A 21,423-nucleotide genomic window follows, 5' to 3' on the forward strand; every position below is an offset into this window, starting at 1 on the left:
AGTGCCCGCACTGTCACATTCCCCGCATTTCCTTGTCCAGAAGTTGAGGCAATAAGTTGAGCGCCATCTTGTAACGAGAAAGAACCAGAATCGATAAAAATGTTACCACCATTGCCAACTGTCCCCGTATTTACCCGGCTGCGAATCCCACTGGGAGAACCATTTTTCTCCCCAGTAATATCAACAGCGCCAGTAACTTTAATATTGACATTCCCTGCATCCCCTTGTCCTGGTGGCTGGGTAGCAGATGCACCAGCAGTAAGGGTTGCCAGTTGAGCCCCATCAATTAGTGATAGTATTGCAGCATTGATGTCGATATTGCCACCTTTACCTACACCCCCAGCTTCCACCGTGCTGAAGATGGCAGCATTACCAGCGAGGGAAACAGCATCTTTTGCACTCACTGTTACATTCCCCGCATTTCCTTGTCCAAGCGTTGAGGCAGAAAGTTGAGCGCCATCTTGTAACGAGAAAGAACCAGAATCGATAGTAATATTACCCCCATTGCCTTGTGACCCCAAGTGCACAAGATTACGAACTATGCTCCTACCAGCAACTTTGATTTCTCCGGTAGCATTAAGCGTAATATCTCCCGCAACGGTTTCAGGTGTCCCCAAACCTTGCACAATACCACCGCTTAAAAAACTTCCTTCTAAAATCTCTAAATTCCTGGCATTGACTGCAATATTACCGCCACCAGCCCCAGTTACAAATACACCTGCTTGATTAATAAAGGATACCGAAGTTCGCGCAACATTCTCAGGAAATATCAAGCTGAGATTATTGCCATCTACACTCAGCGCTACACTACCAGGTTCCGCCAATCCTCCTAACTCAACTCGTCCACCATTAGCATTTAATCGTCCCCCATCCATGCTGACATTACCACCCACCAGCAGTAAACTTTTACCATCTGGTACTCGTAAACCAAATGCGTTTAAACCTACTGGATCTGTTCCTGTGGCTGCAACTGAGTTATTTTGAATCGCGGCGTTTTGATTAATCTGATTAAACAGCAATGCTGAAGGATTAATAGTCAACAACGGTGAAGGGATATTTTGATCAGTAGCGCTAAAAAATCCGATATTTCCAAATTGCAGTGCATTAGCTGTCGTCGCAACAAAAGAACCACCAATATTTAATTGGGCATTTTGACCAAAAATAATGCCGTTGGGATTTATTAGAAACAGGTTGGCTGTACCCTTAGTGCTGATTATTCCATTAATATCAGAAACTGAACCACCTGTGACTCTACTAATAATATTCTGAATATCAAAAGCATTGTTAAAAGAAGCAGTACCGCCGGAAGACACAGAAAACTCGCTAAAGCTGTGAAACAAATTACCACCAGCTTGTGTTCCTCCAGTGATATTGAGAGTGCTACCATCTGGTGTAACGATGGAATTATTAGGCAAAGTGCTATCCGGGGTAATCTGAGCAGAAGCACAATTTTCCCCGAAAGCGATCGCACTTCCGAACACCATTCCCAAAAAACAACGAGTACTCATGCCAAACATCGCATCCTCCTAAGCTTTGTAAAAGATATACTCATTTTTCAGTAAACCACGAGTAAGGGAAATCAAGTTAACACTTGCGTATTTATCAATTTTACAAGTACAGGTTTTATGCAAAGCCTGCTAATTACTTACAAGAGTTTCTAAGTTAGGTGTATTTTTTCTCTTTAAGATATAGGTGTATATTTTTGTAATTTTAGTAAATCTCAAAGTTTTTTTGAAAGAGCGATCAGCAATGCTTAATAGCTTTAGATACAATCGTTTTTATGCCTAAAATAAAACAGTTACGCTCACTAATCGCTAAAAGGTAAATTCACCAATTTTAACTCTTAAACTCTACATTCTTTATTGTTAAATAATTACAACCAATTACCCAGAAGAACATAAGGTGCCCAAAAATATGGGCGATTTTCTTTTGCTAGAATTGCAAGTTGAGCGCGTTGTAGAGCTTGAGCTTTAGTGACTCCAGCATCCAATTGCCGATATAATTCACCCATAAATTCACTAGTAGACTCATCATCTATTGTCCACAAAGTAGCTAATGTACTACGTGCGCCTGCCCGTACCGCAACTCCAGCTAACCCTAAAGCAGCTCGTTTGTCTCCCGTGGCAGTTTTACAAGCACTAAGTACGAGTAATTCAATTGTTTCTGGTCGGCTTTCGCCTCTAGCCCGTAGTAAACTATCTAACTCCCTAACTTTTAGTAGGCTATCCCAGGTAAGAATATAGGTTTGTTCAATATCTGAGCTAAATTGCCCATGAGTAGCTAGATGCACTACTGAGAAAGGAGTAGATTGAATTTGGTTTTGCAGATTAGCTTTAGTGAACTCTTGATTTAAGAGTTCTTTGCTTGATTTAACTGAAGATTGAACTTGTTTTAATTCCTGTGTAACATTTGAAAGTTCCGAAAAAGATTTACCTTCAATAAAGCGTTCTTGCTCAACCCCAGCAATTAAAACGTTTAGCCGCACGTTGTTTAAAGATTTAGGAGCAAGGAGTTGTAGTCCAGGCATCAAAGAAATAGCATACTTTTCTATCAGATATTTCTGCTGTTGTTGATCATAAAGAATCGCCATTGGGATATTCCGCAAAGAACCGTCCAGCACAAACACTAGGGAAGTTATACCTTTGTTTGCAAAATCTGATTCAATAGGTTTAATTAACCAGTCATATAACTGTTGTGAGAGTTGTTTAACATCAGGCTCTCGGCTAGCAACGGGCAAATCTTTCTGTAGTTGTTCTACAGCTTTTTCTAATATATCTTTAGGGACTTTAGTTGTTTTACGGTAGATTGTATCTTGCCCTGGTAAGCGAGTAATAATTTCTAGTCGGTTATCTAAAATAATTGGATAGATAACAGCTGTGGATATTTCCTTTTCAAGTAATTGATCAAGGTCAACTCTTGGTACCAAACAGGGCGAACGAAAAAAGTTATCTAATTCTGCTAATTGGAGAGATTCAATTACCTGTCGGGCTTGAACGAGATTATCTGGCTTTTGAATTGGATTTTCTTGAAGTTGCAACAATAAATCAACGTACTGTCGATATACAGGTTCTATACTTTCGCGGAAAGAAAATTGTACGTCAGGATTAATTGCAACTAAATCGTTACGAAGGGATTTGAGGGCGTTATAAGCTCGATTATAAGCTTGTGTTGCTGCCGGGATATTAGATTGCTTTTGCAGTATTCGTCCCATCTGCCAATGCCATTGATAAGCAATGTCTTGGGCATCAATGGATTCAGCTTCCACCAAGGCTTGCTGTGTAAGACCTTTGGCATCAGATAACTGTCCGGTTTGTTCGTACAGTTCGCCAAGAGTACCAAGGGCATAAGATTCGGTTCGTTGATCTTTTAAACTCTTAGCCACTTGCACAGCTTGCGCTAGCATTTTAGCAACATCTTTTGGCTCAACTGAGTTTTGTTTCATTTTGCTCAGACTTTGAGCAAAATTAATCCGGTAGTTAACAGCCGTGCGACTTGGAGGTAAATTGTCTATCTGAGACTGAATTTGGGGCAATAATGCCTTTGCTGTGCTAAATTCCTCTTGTTCTACCAATAGTCTTAATAAATTCAGTTGAGCTTGCAGGCGCACAGTAGGTGTTGCAGATGCAATTAGAGCCGCTTGCTGATAGTATTGAATTGCTGTTTTAGTGTAATCCTTGGCGTTGCTTGAGTTACCCAAACTAAGTTGAGCGGATGTTTGAGCACGGGCTGTATTACCTAAACTAAGTAAAGCATTACTTTGAGCGATCGCACTCCCTACTTGGACAGCCACAGAATAACTTTCTTCTAGGATTTTGTGCGAATCGTTTAGATAACCCAAACTTCGCAGGATATTCCCTAAGCTATACAAGCCTGTGGCTTTGAGAGGAGACTCTGGTTGTTTTTGAAGAATTTCTCGTACCGAGGTTAAGGTTTTATCTGCTTGAAGATAATTTCCCATAGCTTGCATTGCTTGGGCTTGGTTAATGTGATTGCGAATTAGGGCAGATATATCATCTAAATGCTGATAAATTTTAGCTGCTGATTGCCAAGTACTTAGGGCTGCTTCAGTTTGTCCCTGTGCTAACTCCAGCCCACCTCGAACATCTAAAGCTCGAGCAAAGACTTGTGATTGCTCTTGTGAAGAATCTGAATCTTTTAGACTTTGTAATAATTGAATAGTTTGTGAGATGACTTCATTCGCTTGTTGCCATTGTCCTAACTGCTGATACACTAAGGAAAGGTTAGTCAAAGCTATAGCTTCATTCAATACATTATTAGTAGCTTTAAATTCGTCTGCTGCTTTTTTTAGAAGTTGTACTGCTTCTGTAAACTCTCCCCCTTCATAAAGTGCTTGGCTTTGCTGCACTAAACTAAAAATTTGGGTTTGGTTAACAGTAGGTTTTGTTGCTACAATAGGAGAAGATAGTATTTTAGATGTTGCAAAAGCTGTTATTGAAAAAATAGGAGAATTATCAAAAACTGACAAAAGTATGCAAAGAAACGCAGTCAAGAATGATAACAATAAATGCTTTAATTTTTTCATAGAAAATTACCAACTTTAATTTTCATTTTGGATCTGTTCTTGATAATTAGCTATTAGAAAAACCTTGTAATCCACTGGGCGGCTTTGTGCGATGTTTTAGCTACAACACGGGAAAATTTACTAAAAGTTGGGTATTATCCGTGCAACGCACAGACTACTTTGTGTAATAATATTAGATTAAAATGGGTTATATTGTACAAAAAAATACAGCCCATCCTCTTGCCATGTATTACCTTGAGTATCAACAGAAACTAAAGGAATACCCCACTCAACACCAGCAGTAAAATTATTGCCCTGTGACCAACGCAAACCCAAACCAACAGAGGCTAAGGTGTTAGTATTATTTTCATCTATACTCGACGAATTATTCCAAGCAGTGCCAACGTCAACAAACGGGGTAACTTGCATAACTCCATCCCATTGTGGTACACGCACAATTGGTAGCCGTAACTCAACAGAAGCAAGAGCGCCATTATCTGCTAACAGTAAATCTTGACGATAACCCCGTACACTACTTATACCACCTAAACCAAATTGTTCTGAAGTTAAAAGCGTTGTAGAAGCTAGTTGTACATCGCCACGAATTAATAACAAAGTATCAGGAGCTAACAGACGTACCCATTGTGCTTGTCCTCGCCAAGCGAAAAAGCGGCTGTCAGGTTCGGTATTGTTGATTGTGGCATTAAATACGCCAGTTCCCAGACTAAATTGAGAACGAGCCGCAATTACTTCTTGGCTATTACGAAGAGTCCATTCTTGAAAAAATCGCAACGCAGAAACACGGGTGTTTCCTTCTGCATCAGCCCCCGGCGAAAGTAGAGAAAGGGGAGCATCCTCCTGTTCAAACACAGAAGAGGAAATATCAGTCTCTCTGCGAGAAGCCGTGACTCCTAGAGCGAATTCTTGATTGGGAGTTTGCACTAGCGGCTGGCGGAATGTGAGTTCGTAATATTGGGAAGCTGATTCAATCTCTAGTGTATTAAAAGGACGTTCGATAATATCGGCTGATGTATTGCCATAGCTGAAGGTGAGAGTGCCATTACGGGGATTAAGAGGCAAGCTGTAGCTGGCATCTATGGTATTACTACCGTCAGTATTACTGTATGCTAACGAGATACTATCTCCAAATCCTAGTAAGTTGGCTTCGTTAACTTGCAGTTGCCGTCGGAAGCTACCAACACTAGGAGAACGACCATTGTCAAATACTGTTTCTACATTAAATGTATCCGCCTCTGTTACTTTGATAGCCAACAAATTAGAGCCAGGACGTGAGCCAGCAGATAATTCAGCGGACAAGTTTTGAATTAAAGGATTGAGTCGCAATAATTGCAGGGATTCTAGTAGGCGTTTTTGATTTAAAGGAGTGGATGCCCCTAAAGCTATACGGCTGCGAATATAATTTGGGTTGAGTCGCCTAGTTCCAGTTATCTGGATATCCTCTAATTTACCTTCAATTACTTGGATTTGAACAACGCCATCAGTAAGAGTTTGTTCAGTAATATAAGCTCCAGAAGTAACATACCCCTCTTGAATATAAAGTTCAGTAATTTTAGAGCGAATTTCTAATAAGTCTGTAAATGTAATTGGTCGATTTGTAAAACACTCGGTTTTCTGCCTCAACCTGTATGTCAGGTTTTTTTGACTGCATTCTAGTATTTGATTAAATTTTTCTTGGCTGAATACTGTACTGCCAATAACTTCAAATTGTTTAACAGTAAAGATTTGTGATGTTTCAGGGAGTGGTTCATCTGGTATGGGAACTAGTTTATCAGGTTGGAATAGTTCGGATGGAGGGGGTAGTTGTGGTGGTGGAGAGGGTGTTGTTGGTGTTCTGGGCGAAAGTGGTTGGACATCCTGCGGTGGTGGAAGTTGTGGGAGCGAGGGAGAATTGTTTTGGAGTAGTTGTACGCGATTGACTGTCTGCGCCTTACCGGGTGTAGTTGGCAGGCTACTGAGTAATATAAGCAAGCAGGATGCTGCAAAAGTTGGAGTAATTTTAGCTACCATGACATTGAATTGGGTTCTGTCTGGAAGTATGAGGAGTAACGGTGGATGAATTAGCACTGAGGACTATTTGTCCTTTGGCGTTTAGCACTGCACCTGTGGCTTCAACAATGCGTTTGGGAGTGGAGGTTGTTGGTTTATTAGTAACAGGTGGTAGGGAACGGTTGTTATTGCTGGGTTTAAAAGACACCCAATCTATTTGGGTTGCATCAGGAGTGAGAATGTCTTTGGGATTGGGTGGTAAACCGCCGCGTCCAGTAATCACAAATCGGTTTTGGGCGTAACCTGGACTATAGCAACCTTGGGCTACCTGGGTGTCAACTGGTATTGTTGGCAATTCAACCAAGCCACTGTTGGGGTCGATACCAGGTGTATTAAGTTCTACAGTGCCTTGTGTACCAAATTCTGAACTAGCAGTAATGTCACTCAAAAGAGTTGGACTTTCACGAAACTGAATACCATAAATGCCATTGGCTTTGATATCCACTCTCCCACCAATGCCAGTAAAAGCATTGGCGATGATGTCACTATTTTCTCTTGGGACGGCAACGATAAAGCCCGACGGGACATCAATATTAATGTTGCCACCATCGCCACCAGCTTCTGCTGTACCTGCGGTGGTAGAGATTTGAGCGCTACGACGCAGAATGAGTAAATCAGTTTGTAAGTTGATGTCGCCACCGTTACCCGATGCAGATTCGGCGAAGAGTCTGCCACTATCGTCCAAAGTAACTCTAGGTGAGGTGACGATAATATCTCCAGCAGTACCCGTCGGACTTTGGGAGTTAACGAACAAGCCACTGTTATAGTTAGAACTCTTGCCAGAAATAGTAAAAAAATTAGCAGCATTAACTTTAATTGTGCCTGCATTCCCTTGTCCAAAGGTTTCGGCAGAAAGTTGAGCGCCATCTCGTAACGAGAAAGAACCAGAATCGATAGTAATGTTACCCCCATGACCAACTGTTCCCGGTTGCACTAAGCTGCCAATCCCACTGACAAAACCGTTTTTCTCCCCAGCAATATCAACTGACCCAGTAACATTAACATTGACATTCCCCGCATCCCCCTGTCCTGCTGGCTGGGTATCAAATGCTTCACGAGTAAGAGTTAGCAATTGAGCGCCATCTTTGAGTGATAGTGTTGCAGCATTGATGTCGATATTACCTCCCCTACCGACACCTCCTTGTTCCACTGTGCTGAGGATGTAAGCATTATCTGCAAGAGAAACAGCATCTTTTGAGCGCACTGTCACATTCCCCGCATTCCCAAGTCCTGAAGTTGAGGCAGTAAGTTGAGCGCCATCTTGTAACGAGAAAGAACCAGAATCGATAGTAATATTACCCCCATTGCCAACTGTTCCCGGTTGCACCCGGCTGCGAATCCCACTAAGGAAATCATTTTTGTCCCCAGCAATATTAACAGTGCCAGTAACATCTATATTGACATTCCCTGCATCCCCTCGTCCTGCTGGTTGGGTATCAGATGCACCACGAGTAATGCTTACTAGTTGAGCACCATCAATTAGTGATAGTGTTGCAGCACCGATGTCGATATTACCTCCCTTACCTACACCCCCTGATTCCACTGAACTGAGGATAGAAGCATCTGCAAGGGAAACAGCATCTTTTGAGCGCACTGTCACATTCCCCGTATTCCCAAGTCCTGAAGTTGAGGCAGAAAGTTGAGCGCCATCTTGTAACGAGAAAGAACCAGACTTGATAGTAATGTTACCCCCATTGCCTTGTGACCCTAAACGCACAGGATTGGCAACTATGCTCCCAGATGCAACTTTGATTGACCCGGTAGCATTCACCGTAATATCTCCTGCAACAGTTTCAGGTGTCCCCAAACCTAGCCCGATACCACCTCTTAAAATACTTCCTCCTAAAATCTCTAGATTATTGGCATTGACTGCAATATTACCCCCACCAGCCCCACTTACAGATATACCTGCTTGATTGGTGAAGGATACCGAAGCTCGCCCAACATTCTCAGGAAATATCAAGCTGAGATTATTGCCATATACACCTAGCGCTACACTACCAAGTTCCGCCAATCCTCCTAACTCCACTCGTCCACCATTAGCATTTAATCCTCCCCCATCCATGCTGACATTACCACCCACCAGCAGTAAGCTCTTACCATTTGGTACTCGTAAACCAAAAGCATCAAAGCCTGCTGGATCTCTTCCTGCGGGTGCAACTGAGTTATTTTGAATCGCTGCATTTTGATTAATTTGATTAAACAATAATGCTGAAGGATTAACAGTCAACAAGGATGAAGGGATATTTTTCTCAGTTGCGCTGAAAAAACCTCGTTCGCCAAACCCAATTGCCGATGCTGTAGTCGCAACAAAAGAACCACCAATATTCAATTGGGCATTCTGACCAAAAATAATCCCATTGGGATTTATTAAAAACAGGTTAGCTGCGCCCTTAATGCTGATTATTCCATCAATATTAGATACAGATCCACCCGTTACTCGACTAATGATATTTTGAATATTAAGAGCATTATTAAAAGAAGCAGTGCCACCAATAGGTACAGAAAATTCGCCAAAGCTGTGAAACAAATTACTTCCTGCTTGTGTTCCTCCAGTAATATTAAAAGTATTCCCATCCCTTGTAATACTGGAATTGTTAGGCAAAGTGCCATCTGGAGCAATTTGAGCGAAAACATGCTCTTGCGAAGAAGCAATCAAAAGGCTGCCCATCGCCAAACTACAATACCAACATCGCCAATCTTGAGTTATCCCTAACATTGTACCCACCCGATTACTCGTCTGATTTTGTCAGTTTTCTAAGTTGTAATGCTGTACAATTGGCTCTTTAGCAATATCTTGTAAGCCAATGGCATTTAATAGGTCAACCCAATCTTTATTAAGAGTTGCATTCTGCGAATTTGCATGGCGCAGTTGACCTAAATTAGTTAGGGCATCGTACCAAATATTATTAGTGCTATAAGCAATGTACTCCCTTGGCTTTGCTGTCTTTAATTGACTATCAAGAGTCTGAGTCAGCGCCTGCCTTTGCACAAACCCATCTACATAAAAATTGTCAGATGTTTTTCCCACATCACCACAATAAACATGAAAGTACCAGTGATATTTTTTATTTGCTTTTAAGGAGTATTGCGGTTGTGGTGGAGTAATGCTAATAATACCACGTTTTCCAGACAGAGTAAGAGGTGTTCGATAAACATTCTCTACATCTTTACCAGAGAGCGCTTGTAGCACGAATTCTGCGGAACGTGTAGTCTCTGGTAGTTCAGGAACATAAAACCAAAAAGTTGGATTTTCTACAACTGTTGATGCCAAGACTGATTTTCCTCCATTACCAGGAACTAAAGCAGTAAGACTCGCCAGGGACTTAGGACACTCAGGATTACGCCCAGCCCCTGCTTTGCGCCGACCTGTAGGTGCGCCGTTTCTGGGCAATGTCGGTTGCTGGAAGGATTGGAAATCCGAATTTTTCACAGGGTTTTGAATCGAATTAGTCAGTTGTGCCTGCACTGATTGCAAATGACTTGTTGCACTAATAATTAGCAAATAAATTGTGCAAGTCTCTTGAATTCTTTGGATTAGTAATTTTTTTCTAATCATGATTAAAATTTAATTTTCTTCTTTTATCAAGATGAGAACGTCTAAACCATGAAATTACAATTACTTGGGTAGTTAACACTGCTAATACTGGGGGGATAAGTGGCACCCATCCAGCCAGTATAAAAATGCCAAAACATAAGCCAAATAGTGTTAAAAGTATTGCTATCACCGCCAGTCCCAGATGCAGAGGTTTGGAATAATACCACGCTATAATACCTCCTAATAATGACCATATCCATATCCAAACTGTCTCTATCCATCCAGACCACCACCACAACAAGGGTCTGCGGTCTAAAACTGCACTGAGGATTTGACTTAGCATCTGTGCTTGTACGAACACCCCCGGTATCTGCTTTTGCTTCTGCTTTGCACTAGAACTGAATGGTGTCTTCCAATAATCGTTCGTGTTAGTAGGGGCAGAAAGACCAATAAGAATAACACGGTCTTTAAGTGATTGAATTGATTCTAGGGGTATCTTTTCATCTAACACATCTCTCAAACTAATTTGCTCGGCAATTTTTTCAACAGAGGAGAGAGAACGATAATTCAACAATATTTGATAACCAGATGCATCTACTTTTTGATAACCGCTAGTGTGTTCGTTTAATTGCTTAAACACAACATTACCAATTTGCAAATAACCTTCTTTTGTAACATTTGATGTTTTGCCTTCTTTATTTAAATAATGAAGTGCTAGTTGTAGACTAAAAGCGTATTCTGTGGTACACAGAGATTTTGGGGGAGGAGTCAAATATAAAAGCTGACGACGAGCAATAACTTCATCATCTGCAACAAAATCACTAAAACTTAACCGTTCCTTTGGAACTCCATCAGGTGACGGAATACCATCACTATCACCATCATTATCAGTTGTAGCAACTTTGCACACAAAAAATAGACGATTATCCTGGCTAAAACGAGTGGCTAAATTTGGATATTTGGGATCTACAGTCCCATCACGGTAAATATCTAAACCGATAGTTCGCGGTTGGTACTTACTTAATTTATCTAATAATTGAGCAAGGGCTTGGTCAGATAACGACCATCGCATTTGCATCCCTTTATTGATTTGGTACTGAATATCTGCTTCATCAATAGTAATAATTAAAATCCGCTCGTCAGGCTTTTCTGTAACAAGATGCGATCGCAATTGCATAAAATGGTCAAAAGCCTTTAACTCGGAGGTTTGCAGATAACCCCAATACCTTACCCCCATAATCAAACTTGTCACCAAAAAGCTGGCCAGCAATATGGTCAAAACACTCTTGGTAGTGAGTATTTTTCGGTGTAACTGCCAAGTCATTGGCGCTTCCAAAGGATTTTGACAAATTACTGGTAACCAAGTTGCACAAGGATATTCATCTTCTATTCCTTCAAGTCTTTTTCTCGCCTTGTGCAGCGCAGAATATAAAGATTGTCCACTGGAAAATTCTGTTAAAAAATGTTTTAAAAATTCCTGTGCTACCAAGTCTGGGACTGGTTCGCGCATGACAATAACTTGGGGAATGTGTAAATCCTCTAATGCTTCTGCTAACCCTAAGCCATCACAGGAATTGAAAATTGCCAAACGCAATCCACTCTCAATTGCTTTTGTGAGTCCATGTTTTAATCTATCTAGAGTAATTGTCGTAGTTTGATTAATTTGCAGAACTCCTTTTTCTTGACTATAACTATGTCCTGCAAAAAATAAAATATTCCAACCTTTCTCCCAAAGCTCATTACTTAATTCCTTTCGTTGTGGTTCAAGGAGAAACTTTATTTTAGCTTGGTTTGATAACTTTTCTAAAAATCGTTTATCCTGACTAATATCAATCCCTTTACTATTGCCAAAAATCGCTAATATTCTAAGTTTTTTTTCTTTAATATATATTTTATTTTGTCGTTGTGGCTCTAAGGGACTGAGCGCTATTTCGGCATTTGGATAATCTTCAAAGAAATTCCACAAATGCCAAGGAAGCCGCCGCAATAATTTATCACTAGTTGCAATCATAAAGCAAATTTCTTCATTTGGATTTAATTGCGTGCGTAACTTTTGCTCTATTTTGCGAAACTGCCCCGAGTTGAGCCAGATATTAATTCTAAATGATAATTCCTCACATAAATCGTTAAATTCAACTTCCGAAAAATTTGTGACATCAGTCTCTTCGATTTCCAGGCGTACAGACCAACCATAATATCGGTAGAGAGCCGAGTATAGTATTTGCCAATTTCGATAAAGTTGGGGAATTTCTGGTGCTGCTGGTAAACTACCACGAAATTCCATCGCCCGATGATCATTTGTCAACCCAAGTTGAACTGTGACATCGGGGAAGCCTTTGTAGAGGTCTCCCTTACCCAAATTTAAAACAACTAACTTACTCATTGCACTCCGACAAAAAAATGTCAGATGACAAAAGCCTCTTTGATTCTGAAATCACCATTAGACACTTGTATATTAAAGCCTTCTCCAGAATACCCTCTAAATCGTTTTAATTGAATAAAATTATCATTACTTCGTGATACAACTTCTTGGATATTTTCTCCTGATTCTGATAGTAAATTCATTCTCAGGTTAGATTGCAAATAAGTTTGTCCGTTTATTGGATGTAACTGTACTAGTATTTCTACTTTATCTTCAGAATAAGGTGCGATCGCTATTAACAGAACTACAGATTGATTTCCAACTTGTAATCCCAAATCTATTATTTTTGCTCGTGCTACATTGCCTTCACGCTTTGATGAAATACTTCTTAAGGCAAACTTTTTATCATTTATACTGCTGAAAACTTCTTCTAGAGCCATCCAACTATTTTCAAACAGATTCTCGAACCATTGGTTTAAATTTACCCGTATTTGGCTAGCACTGAGTGCAGGGTGAGCAACAGCGTCAGGAATACAGTCGAAGAGGAAATTAAGGGGTTTGAGGCTTGCTAGTGGTATTTGCTCCCAATTATCAGGAATATTAACTCTTCTAACAAATCCTAACAGCTGCACTTCATTTAACTGCTCGCTAAACTGGACAGCCACATAACCAATTCTATTTTCCATCACTTCAGGTGGTAAGAAAATTACCGTTTCACCAGGTTGAACTGGACGACACTCTAACTTACCAATGTTGGGAAGAACTAGATCGGCAACATCAAATAAAGCTCGTTTAAGAGGATGCCAACTATCGCCTTCTTTTAAAGCAGTATCAATCCACAGCCATTTCAGGTAACTGTAAACAGCATAAACTGCTAGTGTATTCAAATATATCTGTTTCCCTTTTTGAGGCGTAGTTTGTTCAACAGCAAACTGGCGGGCAATGGCATGAGCTTCTTGTCCAAGTGTAATTTTTAAGCAAAGTGTTTCTGTGCTACTCATGGCTGTTAATTAGATTGATATCCGAGTTGAATGGCAACTTCTTGCAGGAGCGGTATTGCTTTTAATTTCCAGTAGGATACTAAAGTTTGGTAATTGATTTGATACTCACGCGCAATATCAGTAAGCTTATCTGGTGGATTCTTAAATATGAAGAGCAACCTTTGACTAAGTACTTGACAATTGCATCCGGGATGTTTTCGAGGATAACAGTTTCGTAATTGCTTGTCTGGGTCTTGCTCAATGTAAATTGCTAAATTGGCTACTAAGCATTGTTGTGACTCCTGTTGTAATTGTTCAAGATAAATTTCAAGTCCGCTTAGAACATACGGGTTAGATGGCGTTCCTAATAGTTGTCCTTGTTCTGACACTCGTTCTAACCAAGTTGTTATCTCTGTATCAGCATCCAAAATGCTTTCATCCAAGGAAAGATGAAATCTTTTTCCTCGAGAGGAAGATGGTGAATTTAAATCTTTGATGCGCCAGTAAAGGTGGCTTTTAAGCCATTTTACTAAATCAGATCGCACTGAAGATGTACGTGGCTGAAAATTTCTGATATTGTGGCTCAACCACTCCAAACTTTGGTTTAAGGCATCTAAAAAGTGGTCGGGACAGTCTATGCTTGAGTATTTTCTAAATTCCGGTAGTCCCTGAATTAAAATTAGAAGCCGACTCATAGCTTTTCGCCATTCCCGGCTGCCATCTGGGTGTTGACACACTGCCGCAATCAATTGGCGCAGGCGTTCATCCTGATCGTCCATAAAAGCTTTAACCAATGAAAAGTACAGTAGACACGAGATAGCCACACAGTTATAAGCACCGCTTTATTTGACCTTACTCTTATATCAGTCAGTAATCAAAAAATTATGAAAACTTTAAAATTACACTCAAATGTTTCCTTAGATACCGCACAGGAGTAGAGCAGAGAGATTATTTAAGGCAAGTTGTTCAAAATATTGCATTTTTCATAGTTAGGCAATTTTTTCCCGATGTAGAAATAGAGGCTTGACTTTGAAAGAGATTAGGACTTAGGCAAAAATAATTGAAAACCCTATTATTCTGTAGCGGTAATTCATGAATTACCGCCACTTACAGCGCTTCCGGCTATTATGCAATATAGTTTTCTCCTTGCCCCTCTCCTATCATTGCTTTCAGCTTTTAGAATGTACCTCATAGCTGCCGGAAGTGCTGTATGGCTATTTTGCGTAAGTCCTGGAGATTTTAAAAGCTCGGTATCAATTTGATTTTATCGATGCAAATTAAAGCTATAACAGCTTACCAGCAGTTTGAGGGTGGAAAATAATCTTTAAAACCTCATTCAATAATCGCTAGGAGTGGAAGTATGGTTTCTAACGACGGTATTTTAGAACTACGCAATTTTCAAGTCACACCGACGCATAACTGGGATCATGATATAAGCCATCGCCAGCAGAGTTTTTTGGATTTACAGAAAATCAATATAGCATTAGAGTCAAAAGTGCAAGAGCTTTTGGCTGAATTAAGTGCTGCTAAAGACCAATTGTGTCATGATCAAGCTTTGTATCAGCAGACAGAGACAGAACTACAAAAGTCCCTTTCTTTGCTTCAGGCAACTTTAGATTCCACTGCTGACGGTATTATTGCAATCAGCTGTAAGGGAGATATCCTTTGTGCGAATCAGAAATTTTTTCAAATGTGGCAGATTACCGATTCGAGCATTATTTCACAGAAGCATAACCAATTTTTAAGTTTTTATAAAGACCAACTTAAAAATCCAGAAATTTTTTGCAGACGCATTCAAAAACTGGATAGTCAATTAGATTTTGAAGACTACGATATTTTAGAATTCAACGATGGCAGGATCTTTGAGCCATACTGCCAACCTCTGCGGTTAGGTGAACAAATTATTGGCACTGTATGGAGCTTTCGGGAGATCACTGCACACAAGCAAACAGAAAGAGAAATTCGCTTTGCTCTAGAACAAGAAAAACTTTTCAATGAACACAGAGCGCACTTTTTATCTATGGTTTCTCATGAATTCCGTACTCCCTTGAACATCATCTCACTCTCTACTAGTTTACTAAAACGTCATCTTCACCGATGGACTGAAGAGAAAAAACTACAGTATTTACAGCGCCTACAGACAGCAGTCGAACAAATCAGCCAATTGACGGATGAAATTTTCATCAACGGTAAAGCGGAGGTGGGAAAGCTAAAGTTTGAGCCAAAACCACTTAACCCGATCCAATTTTGCCGTGACATATTGGCAGAAATGAATTTGAACGAAAGCAACGCCACTTGCTCCAATTTTGGGAAAGTTCGCAACGCAGTGGCTCCCCAACACACAGTCACCTTAGTTAGCCAAGGTGATTGTACAGTCTGCCTGGATAAAAAATTGCTACAGCCTATTCTCAGGAATTTGCTCTCAAATGCGGTTAAGTATTCACCGAGTGATAGCACGATTGATTTAGTAGCTTCTTGCCAGGATGGAGAAGTGATTTTCCAGATTAAGGATCAAGGAATTGGCATTTCGATACCAGATCAACAACGACTGTTTAAGCCATTTCATCGGGGTGCGAATGTCGCGCAGATCCCAGGTAATGGATTGGGATTGGCTCTTGTCAAAAAGCTTATAGACCTGCATGGTGGTCAAATCACCGTCGTCAGTGAAGTTGGGGTGGGTACTAAGTTTACAATTACGCTGCCCCTGCTATGACAATCTCTGCACAGCACAGCCGGAAAGATGATGAAAATTCATACAGAGGTTTTCATTAGCATGAAACACAATCAGGTTGTAGGGGCATAATGTCTTGCGCCCCTACAACCTGATTTACCCAATTATAAATCGCTGTAATTCGTTATTCACCTGATAAATAACTAAATATCAAGGGGAAACCATGACAAAGATTTTAGTCATTGAAGATGAGCCAGAAAGTCGAGATATATTTTTAGACAGTTTAGAAGCAGAAGGGTTTGAAGCGATCGCTGCGGAAAATGGTCTTGTTGGTATTCAGCAAGCACAAGAACACTTGCCTGATTTGGTACTGTGCGACATTATGATGCCAGAACTAGATGGTTATGGTGTTTTGAATACATTGCGCCAAAACCCTTTAACGGCAACAATTCCCTTCATTTTTCTCAGCGCCAAATCTTCTAAAACTGAGGTTCGTCAAGGCATGAAATTGGGAGCAGACGACTATCTTACCAAGCCCTCAACAGTAGAGGAATTATTGGAAGCGATCGCTACCCGATTAGAAAAACAAGCAGCCATGCGCCAGTGCTATGTTGCTCAGTCTCAGCCAGTTCCAGAACCACAAAGTACTGACACCAAATCGGTAGATCCGCAGTCGCTCTTGCCTACTTGCCCTCAACTGAAAGAGGTTTTCGACTTTATCGAAGCCAATTATTATCAATCGATTACCCTGTGCGACGTAGCCCAAGCAGTAGGTTACTCCGCAGCTTACTTAACCGACCTAGTGCGACGCCAGACAGGAAAAACGGTGAATAATTGGATTGTCGAGCGCCGAATGGCAGCAGTGCTTGCCTTACTTTTAGAAACCAACCAATCTGCAAATCAGATTGCTGAGGCAGTAGGCTATCAGAATGAGGGACATTTCTTCCGTCAGTTTCGCCAGTATCATGGGACTACACCTCAACTTTGGCGCAAGGCGCAGCGTATCCGTTTTTCAGTTCATTGAGGCAAATTATCATCAACTGATTCTGTGCAATGTAGCTGAGGCAGTTGGTTACTTTGCAGCTTACCTAACTGACCTAGTAGTTCGCCAAGTGAACTTGGCGGGGTAAAAGGTAAGGGGAAAGGGGGAAAGGGTTTAACTCCCTTACCTTTTACCCTTTCCCCAGTCCTCACTTAGCATTTTTGGGTTGGCAGACTACTAGTACGACGCCAGACGGGATAAAACAGTGAATCATTGTATTATCGAGCGCCCGATAGCAGCAGTGCGCGCCTTGCTATTGGAAACTAACCAATCCGCAAATCAGATTGCGGAGGCAGTAGGCTATCAGCATGAGGGTGATTTCTTCTACCAGTTTCGCCAATATCACGGTAGTACACCCCAAGCTTGGCGTGAGGCACAGCGCACTCAAAGCAGCACTCAGCAAAAGTAGAAAAAAGGCTGACGGGTTGTCACCCCGTCAGATGTCCCCATCAAGTTAATTCCGTTACAAGAGTTGAAAAAACGTGAACAGCAGCAAGACCTAAGTATTATTACGAACAAGCCTTGGTCACTTTATCTACAATCTTATTTATTACACGATTTCCCGACCGTCAACAGACAACCGATATTGATAGTTAATCAATTGACGCTCTATGGTAAGAACACACTCATGTTCGCCAATTGTAAAAGGATAGGAAGAACCTGTATCCCAAAATTTTGATGAGTCTTCTACCATCTGACCATCAACTTGGATAACGCGCGTGCCTAATGGTCCACCATGTTCTATTTCAACAACGTGACGATGATCGTCTAACTCAAATGTCCAGGTTCTCTCTGCCATTTGTTCCTCCTTTACAGCTATACTGAGGGAATGCAAGTCGATATTCTTCAAAAGTATGCCTTCTAATGTTAACGTCACATTAACTTTCATATTATGAATTGTCTGCTCGGCAGTTTCATAAGCCTTGAGTTGATCCAACTGCTCTTTACTCAGTTTCATGTCACAACAGTTATTGTGCTAGCTCTACAATTTGAATCAGCTCTTTCCTTAGGGCGGCCGCATCATGTCAAGAAGACTTGTATATTCTCAATAGACTCAAAAATAATCTCATTAATCCCTACTTATTGACAAAGATTTTAGCGATCGCTTTGAGCCTTAGAAAATAAATCAAGCCAGAAATACTGATTTCTCGTTGGGTCTTAATCTTGGTCAGGATGAAGAGTACTTTAGATGCGTTTGCCCTAGCTCTTTCCTGGAAAATTTTATGATAACTATCCATGTAAACAACTAACGTGGGCATATCAAAGACCATTTATTAGTAGATTATGTCGGGCAACAAGACCCTGCCCTGTACTTCCATAGGAAAATGGAAAAATAAAATTTCCTTAATATGCATCGACTCAAATTACCTTTTAGAATCGAGGAGTTGTTACTTACGATAAAAGAATATCTCCACCGTACTAATAATGAAGACACTTCCACCAACTATCAAAGCATTTTTGACAGCTTAATTTAATGATAGTATCATAAGTGTTAGGAAAAAACCCTAGAACAACGCTCCAGTTATAAAGACCAGGGCATCTCTTGGAAATTTGTTTACCTTGAACCTCATTTTATATCTAACTACCCTTCTAGCTTCTTATGAGGAAGTAGAGAACAGTTAGCCAAGTATGATTAACTGTTCTCAGGCTTTAAATTGATGCAAATCTGGCTTCTTTTTGGATTTTTGTTCTGAGTAACAGGCATTACCTGCAACAGCAGCCAACATCTTTATGCGACTGCTGTTAGCACATTATTCATTCGCTACTTCTCTAGAAAATTAGGGAGTAGGAAGCAGTAACCCAAGGCCAGCACCAGCAATCCCATTTCCAATAGCATCAGAACCGCTACCACCAGCTATTAATGTACCAGCAGCGGCGAATCCACCAGTAGCAATAGCTGTCAAAGGACCACCGCCGGCGACGGTTTCTAACTGCTCTTCACTTAATTCCGCTTCAGCTACTGCATTAGGAATGTTGGGGATCACGAAGTATAAGCTAGTGGGACTTTCCTCGATCACTGTCACATTCACTTCAGCAGGCAGTTGAACGCGAAATTCTTTTCCGATGACGGCTCTGGGGTTGCTGAGCAATTCCTTTTTGTAAGTCTCATCGTTCCAAGCTTGGGCTATAATGTGTGCTTCAATCTGTTTGCGAATCGGTTGGAGGGTTTGTTGTTCATTCATGATTTTTATTTCCTCAAGTAAAGAACATTCAGTTTAGATACAGATTGGGTTGTTAAGTTTAAGTTGCATCTTTATCACTGTTTGTGATTCTCAGCAACCTTTGCTCAGACATTCCATCCTTTTATGCTTTAGCAATCAAGTTAGAAGTGCTAAACCTGTAAAAATACTAACTGAGTTTTGAAGGTAATTACCATACACTATCTTTTGATGGAACTAATAATTTTTTTGATATCAAGATAAAAAAAAATGTTAGTTTTACAAAAATATTGTGCATTGGATTTAGCTTTTGGATCTCCTAATTTATTAGATATCAATCTAAATCTTCAGCTTTTTCAAATAAAAGGTTGATAAACTTAATGAAAAAAGTGATTAATAAGCTTTATTCACCTATAGTATTTCGATGAAGTGAACCAAAAAATCCAAAGGAAAAACATACCATGACGAACAATTCAATTGACCCTAAAAAGAAAATCGATTCCCAACAGCAATCTAATGAGTTATCTGATGAACAGCTTACTTCGGTTTCCGGTGGTATAGAATTAGGCAAAGTAGTAGATGTTGCTAAGGACTTTGTTACTGACGTTTATAAAGAGGGCAAAGATTTAGTTTCTGATATTGGGGAAAAACTTGATAAACATTTCTAAATATATCTAATTAAATGTCTTAAAACTCAATGTCTGAATTTTCACAAACCTGACTTTGGAATAAGGCAAAATAACTTTCAGACATCTTGATTTTGAGAAAAGTTTTTACCAAACTCAAGTTGAGTTAGTGGTAACTGGTAATTCAAGCTCCTCTTCTATTGAATGAAGCGATCGCATCCCGCTACACACTAAGCAAAACCGAAAAAATGGGAGAAATCTATGTCTATTGAAAGTGCAAAGGCATTCTATTCCAGAATGACCACAGATGAAACGTTCCGAACGCAATTAGAGGAGGCGACTTCTACAGAAGAACGCCAGGAAATACTCAAAGCTGCTGATTATGAATTTACTTCCCAAGAATGGGAAGCCACCCAAATCAACCGTTTATCTGCTCCAGAATTTCCTCTAATTTACGAGCAAATTCGTGATGCGTGTGCTATGGCTTGGCAGATCCAACTTACGGTTCCTATGGGCAACGCAGCAGACAACGCAGACATTCTCCTCCAGCCGTATGAACTACTAGACCTTTACCCAATGCTTGCTCGTGTAAGCAAACGGGCTAGTCGTGAAGGAGTCAGGATGCAACCTGGTAATAACATCGGCTACTACGGCCCATATGAGCGGCTGATGCGCGGAGGTGGGAATGAATGGGGATTTTGGCAAGGTTGCGGTGCAGGACTGTCTACATTGGGTCTGGAGGCAGATGGCGCAATAAAAGGCTGCCCTTCATTACCCACAGCAGCTTACACTGGCGGTAATATCCGAGACCGCTCTTTAAGAGAAATTGTTGAACAGACAGAAGAACTGCGGTTTAACCTCGATGCCGATACTCCTAAAGGAACAGAACACCTGTGGGGATTCTGTAAAACTTGCGAGTATGCTGAACTTTGCCGTGGAGGTTGCACCTGGACGGCGCACGTCTTCTTTGATCGCCGGGGGAACAATCCTTATTGCCACCATCGCGCCTTAGAGCAGGCAAAGTGGGGGATGCGAGAGCGGGTTTATCCAAAGGTGCGGGCGCAGGGACTTCCCTTTGATAACGGGGAATTTGCCCTAATTGAGGAACCTATTGAAGCTCCTTGGCCTGTTGATGACTCACTTCATTTTACTAGCGATCGCATCCAGTGGTCAGATAGCTGGCAGGATGAACCCAAATCTACTTACGCCCTAGCAAGAGGTGTAATATGAGCCAAACAAGTAATTCTCCTGCTTTAGAGAAAGAACTACTTCCCAACGAAGGAACCGATAATTTTGAGTCTTTGAATGTTTCAGATGTTCGGTCTCCGATCCTACCGCGTTCTGGTTGGCAAAATCGGCGAGCCTTTTTAAAGGTTCTTGTTAAAGCGAAGCAGTCCCTGGACATGGCAGAGATTACTGCAACTCTTTGGGATTGAGGCAACTGATTTAATAGCCT

15 protein-coding genes and 2 pseudogenes are annotated in these 21,423 nt (G+C 40.8%); 7 read left to right on the top strand and 10 right to left on the bottom strand.

What is annotated here, in order from left to right:
• The 8 genes from ACEW80_RS29345 to ACEW80_RS29380 all read right to left on the bottom strand — a co-directional run.
• Positions 1 to 1,508 (bottom strand): filamentous hemagglutinin N-terminal domain-containing protein (locus ACEW80_RS29345; protein WP_373529986.1); only part of this gene is annotated, 1,508 nt, incomplete at its 3' end.
• Between the two features lie 365 nt (positions 1,509 to 1,873).
• Entirely contained in the window at positions 1,874 to 4,543 is a 2,670-nt protein-coding gene (locus ACEW80_RS29350; RefSeq protein WP_373529987.1) for a CHAT domain-containing protein, read from the bottom strand.
• A gap of 177 nt (positions 4,544 to 4,720) precedes the next feature.
• Positions 4,721 to 6,550 carry a ShlB/FhaC/HecB family hemolysin secretion/activation protein gene (locus ACEW80_RS29355; RefSeq protein ID WP_373529988.1) on the bottom strand — a complete coding sequence of 610 codons (1,830 nt, stop codon included), beginning with the start codon at positions 6,548 to 6,550 and terminating at the stop codon, positions 4,721 to 4,723.
• Positions 6,540 to 9,308 (bottom strand): filamentous hemagglutinin N-terminal domain-containing protein, encoded by a 2,769-nt coding sequence (locus ACEW80_RS29360; RefSeq protein ID WP_373529989.1) that lies wholly within the window; start codon positions 9,306 to 9,308, stop codon positions 6,540 to 6,542. Before ACEW80_RS29360 ends, ACEW80_RS29355 begins: the two co-directional genes overlap by 11 nt.
• A 30-nt stretch (positions 9,309 to 9,338) precedes the next feature.
• Positions 9,339 to 10,148 carry a DUF928 domain-containing protein gene (locus ACEW80_RS29365; protein ID WP_373529990.1) on the bottom strand — a complete coding sequence of 270 codons (810 nt, stop codon included), beginning with the start codon at positions 10,146 to 10,148 and terminating at the stop codon, positions 9,339 to 9,341.
• The gene (locus ACEW80_RS29370) at positions 10,141 to 12,510 is read right to left on the bottom strand and encodes a CHASE2 domain-containing protein (RefSeq protein ID WP_373529991.1); all 2,370 of its coding nucleotides are present in this window, start codon (positions 12,508 to 12,510) and stop codon (positions 10,141 to 10,143) included. Before ACEW80_RS29370 ends, ACEW80_RS29365 begins: the two co-directional genes overlap by 8 nt.
• Before the next feature lie 20 nt (positions 12,511 to 12,530).
• Positions 12,531 to 13,490 (bottom strand): DUF1822 family protein, encoded by a 960-nt coding sequence (locus ACEW80_RS29375; RefSeq protein ID WP_373529992.1) that lies wholly within the window; start codon positions 13,488 to 13,490, stop codon positions 12,531 to 12,533.
• Between the two features lie 5 nt (positions 13,491 to 13,495).
• Complete coding sequence (locus tag ACEW80_RS29380) at positions 13,496 to 14,248, bottom strand: hypothetical protein (protein ID WP_373529993.1); 753 nt, start codon at positions 14,246 to 14,248, stop codon at positions 13,496 to 13,498.
• 581 nt (positions 14,249 to 14,829) lie between these two features.
• Here ACEW80_RS29380 and ACEW80_RS29385 point away from each other — a divergent pair.
• The 3 genes from ACEW80_RS29385 to ACEW80_RS29395 all read left to right on the top strand — a co-directional run bounded on the left by ACEW80_RS29385 (position 14,830) and on the right by ACEW80_RS29395 (position 17,591).
• Positions 14,830 to 16,182 (top strand): ATP-binding protein, encoded by a 1,353-nt coding sequence (locus ACEW80_RS29385; RefSeq protein WP_373529994.1) that lies wholly within the window; start codon positions 14,830 to 14,832, stop codon positions 16,180 to 16,182.
• A 181-nt stretch (positions 16,183 to 16,363) separates the two neighbouring features.
• Positions 16,364 to 17,164, top strand: coding sequence for a response regulator (locus tag ACEW80_RS29390; protein WP_373529995.1), 801 nt, complete (start codon positions 16,364 to 16,366; stop codon positions 17,162 to 17,164).
• 223 nt (positions 17,165 to 17,387) lie between these two features.
• Positions 17,388 to 17,591, top strand: a complete 204-nt coding sequence (locus tag ACEW80_RS29395; RefSeq protein ID WP_373529996.1) for a helix-turn-helix domain-containing protein — start codon at positions 17,388 to 17,390, stop codon at positions 17,589 to 17,591.
• Between the two features lie 141 nt (positions 17,592 to 17,732).
• Here the strand turns inward: ACEW80_RS29395 and ACEW80_RS29400 are convergent, their stop codons facing one another.
• Positions 17,733 to 18,140, bottom strand: coding sequence for a hypothetical protein (locus ACEW80_RS29400; RefSeq protein ID WP_373529997.1), 408 nt, complete (start codon positions 18,138 to 18,140; stop codon positions 17,733 to 17,735).
• 820 nt (positions 18,141 to 18,960) lie between these two features.
• Entirely contained in the window at positions 18,961 to 19,365 is a 405-nt protein-coding gene (locus ACEW80_RS29405; RefSeq protein ID WP_373529998.1) for an NHLP leader peptide family RiPP precursor, read from the bottom strand.
• 437 nt (positions 19,366 to 19,802) lie between these two features.
• On the opposite strand from ACEW80_RS29405, the gene ACEW80_RS29410 reads away from it, so the two are divergent.
• The 4 genes and pseudogenes from ACEW80_RS29410 to ACEW80_RS29425 all read left to right on the top strand — a co-directional run bounded on the left by ACEW80_RS29410 (position 19,803) and on the right by ACEW80_RS29425 (position 21,403).
• Positions 19,803 to 20,009, top strand: coding sequence for a hypothetical protein (locus tag ACEW80_RS29410; RefSeq protein WP_373529999.1), 207 nt, complete (start codon positions 19,803 to 19,805; stop codon positions 20,007 to 20,009).
• A 219-nt stretch (positions 20,010 to 20,228) separates the two neighbouring features.
• Positions 20,229 to 20,372: pseudogene (locus ACEW80_RS29415) on the top strand (Nif11-like leader peptide family natural product precursor); the annotation flags it as partial.
• A 6-nt stretch (positions 20,373 to 20,378) separates the two neighbouring features.
• Positions 20,379 to 21,197: pseudogene (locus tag ACEW80_RS29420) on the top strand (SPASM domain-containing protein); the annotation flags it as partial.
• Positions 21,194 to 21,403, top strand: coding sequence for a hypothetical protein (locus ACEW80_RS29425; protein ID WP_373530000.1), 210 nt, complete (start codon positions 21,194 to 21,196; stop codon positions 21,401 to 21,403). The pseudogene ACEW80_RS29420 and the gene ACEW80_RS29425, both read left to right, overlap by 4 nt.
• Positions 21,404 to 21,423: the final 20 nt, after the last annotated feature.

Source organism: Nostoc sp., assembly GCF_041747015.1.
Lineage (GTDB): Bacteria > Cyanobacteriota > Cyanobacteriia > Cyanobacteriales > Nostocaceae > Nostoc.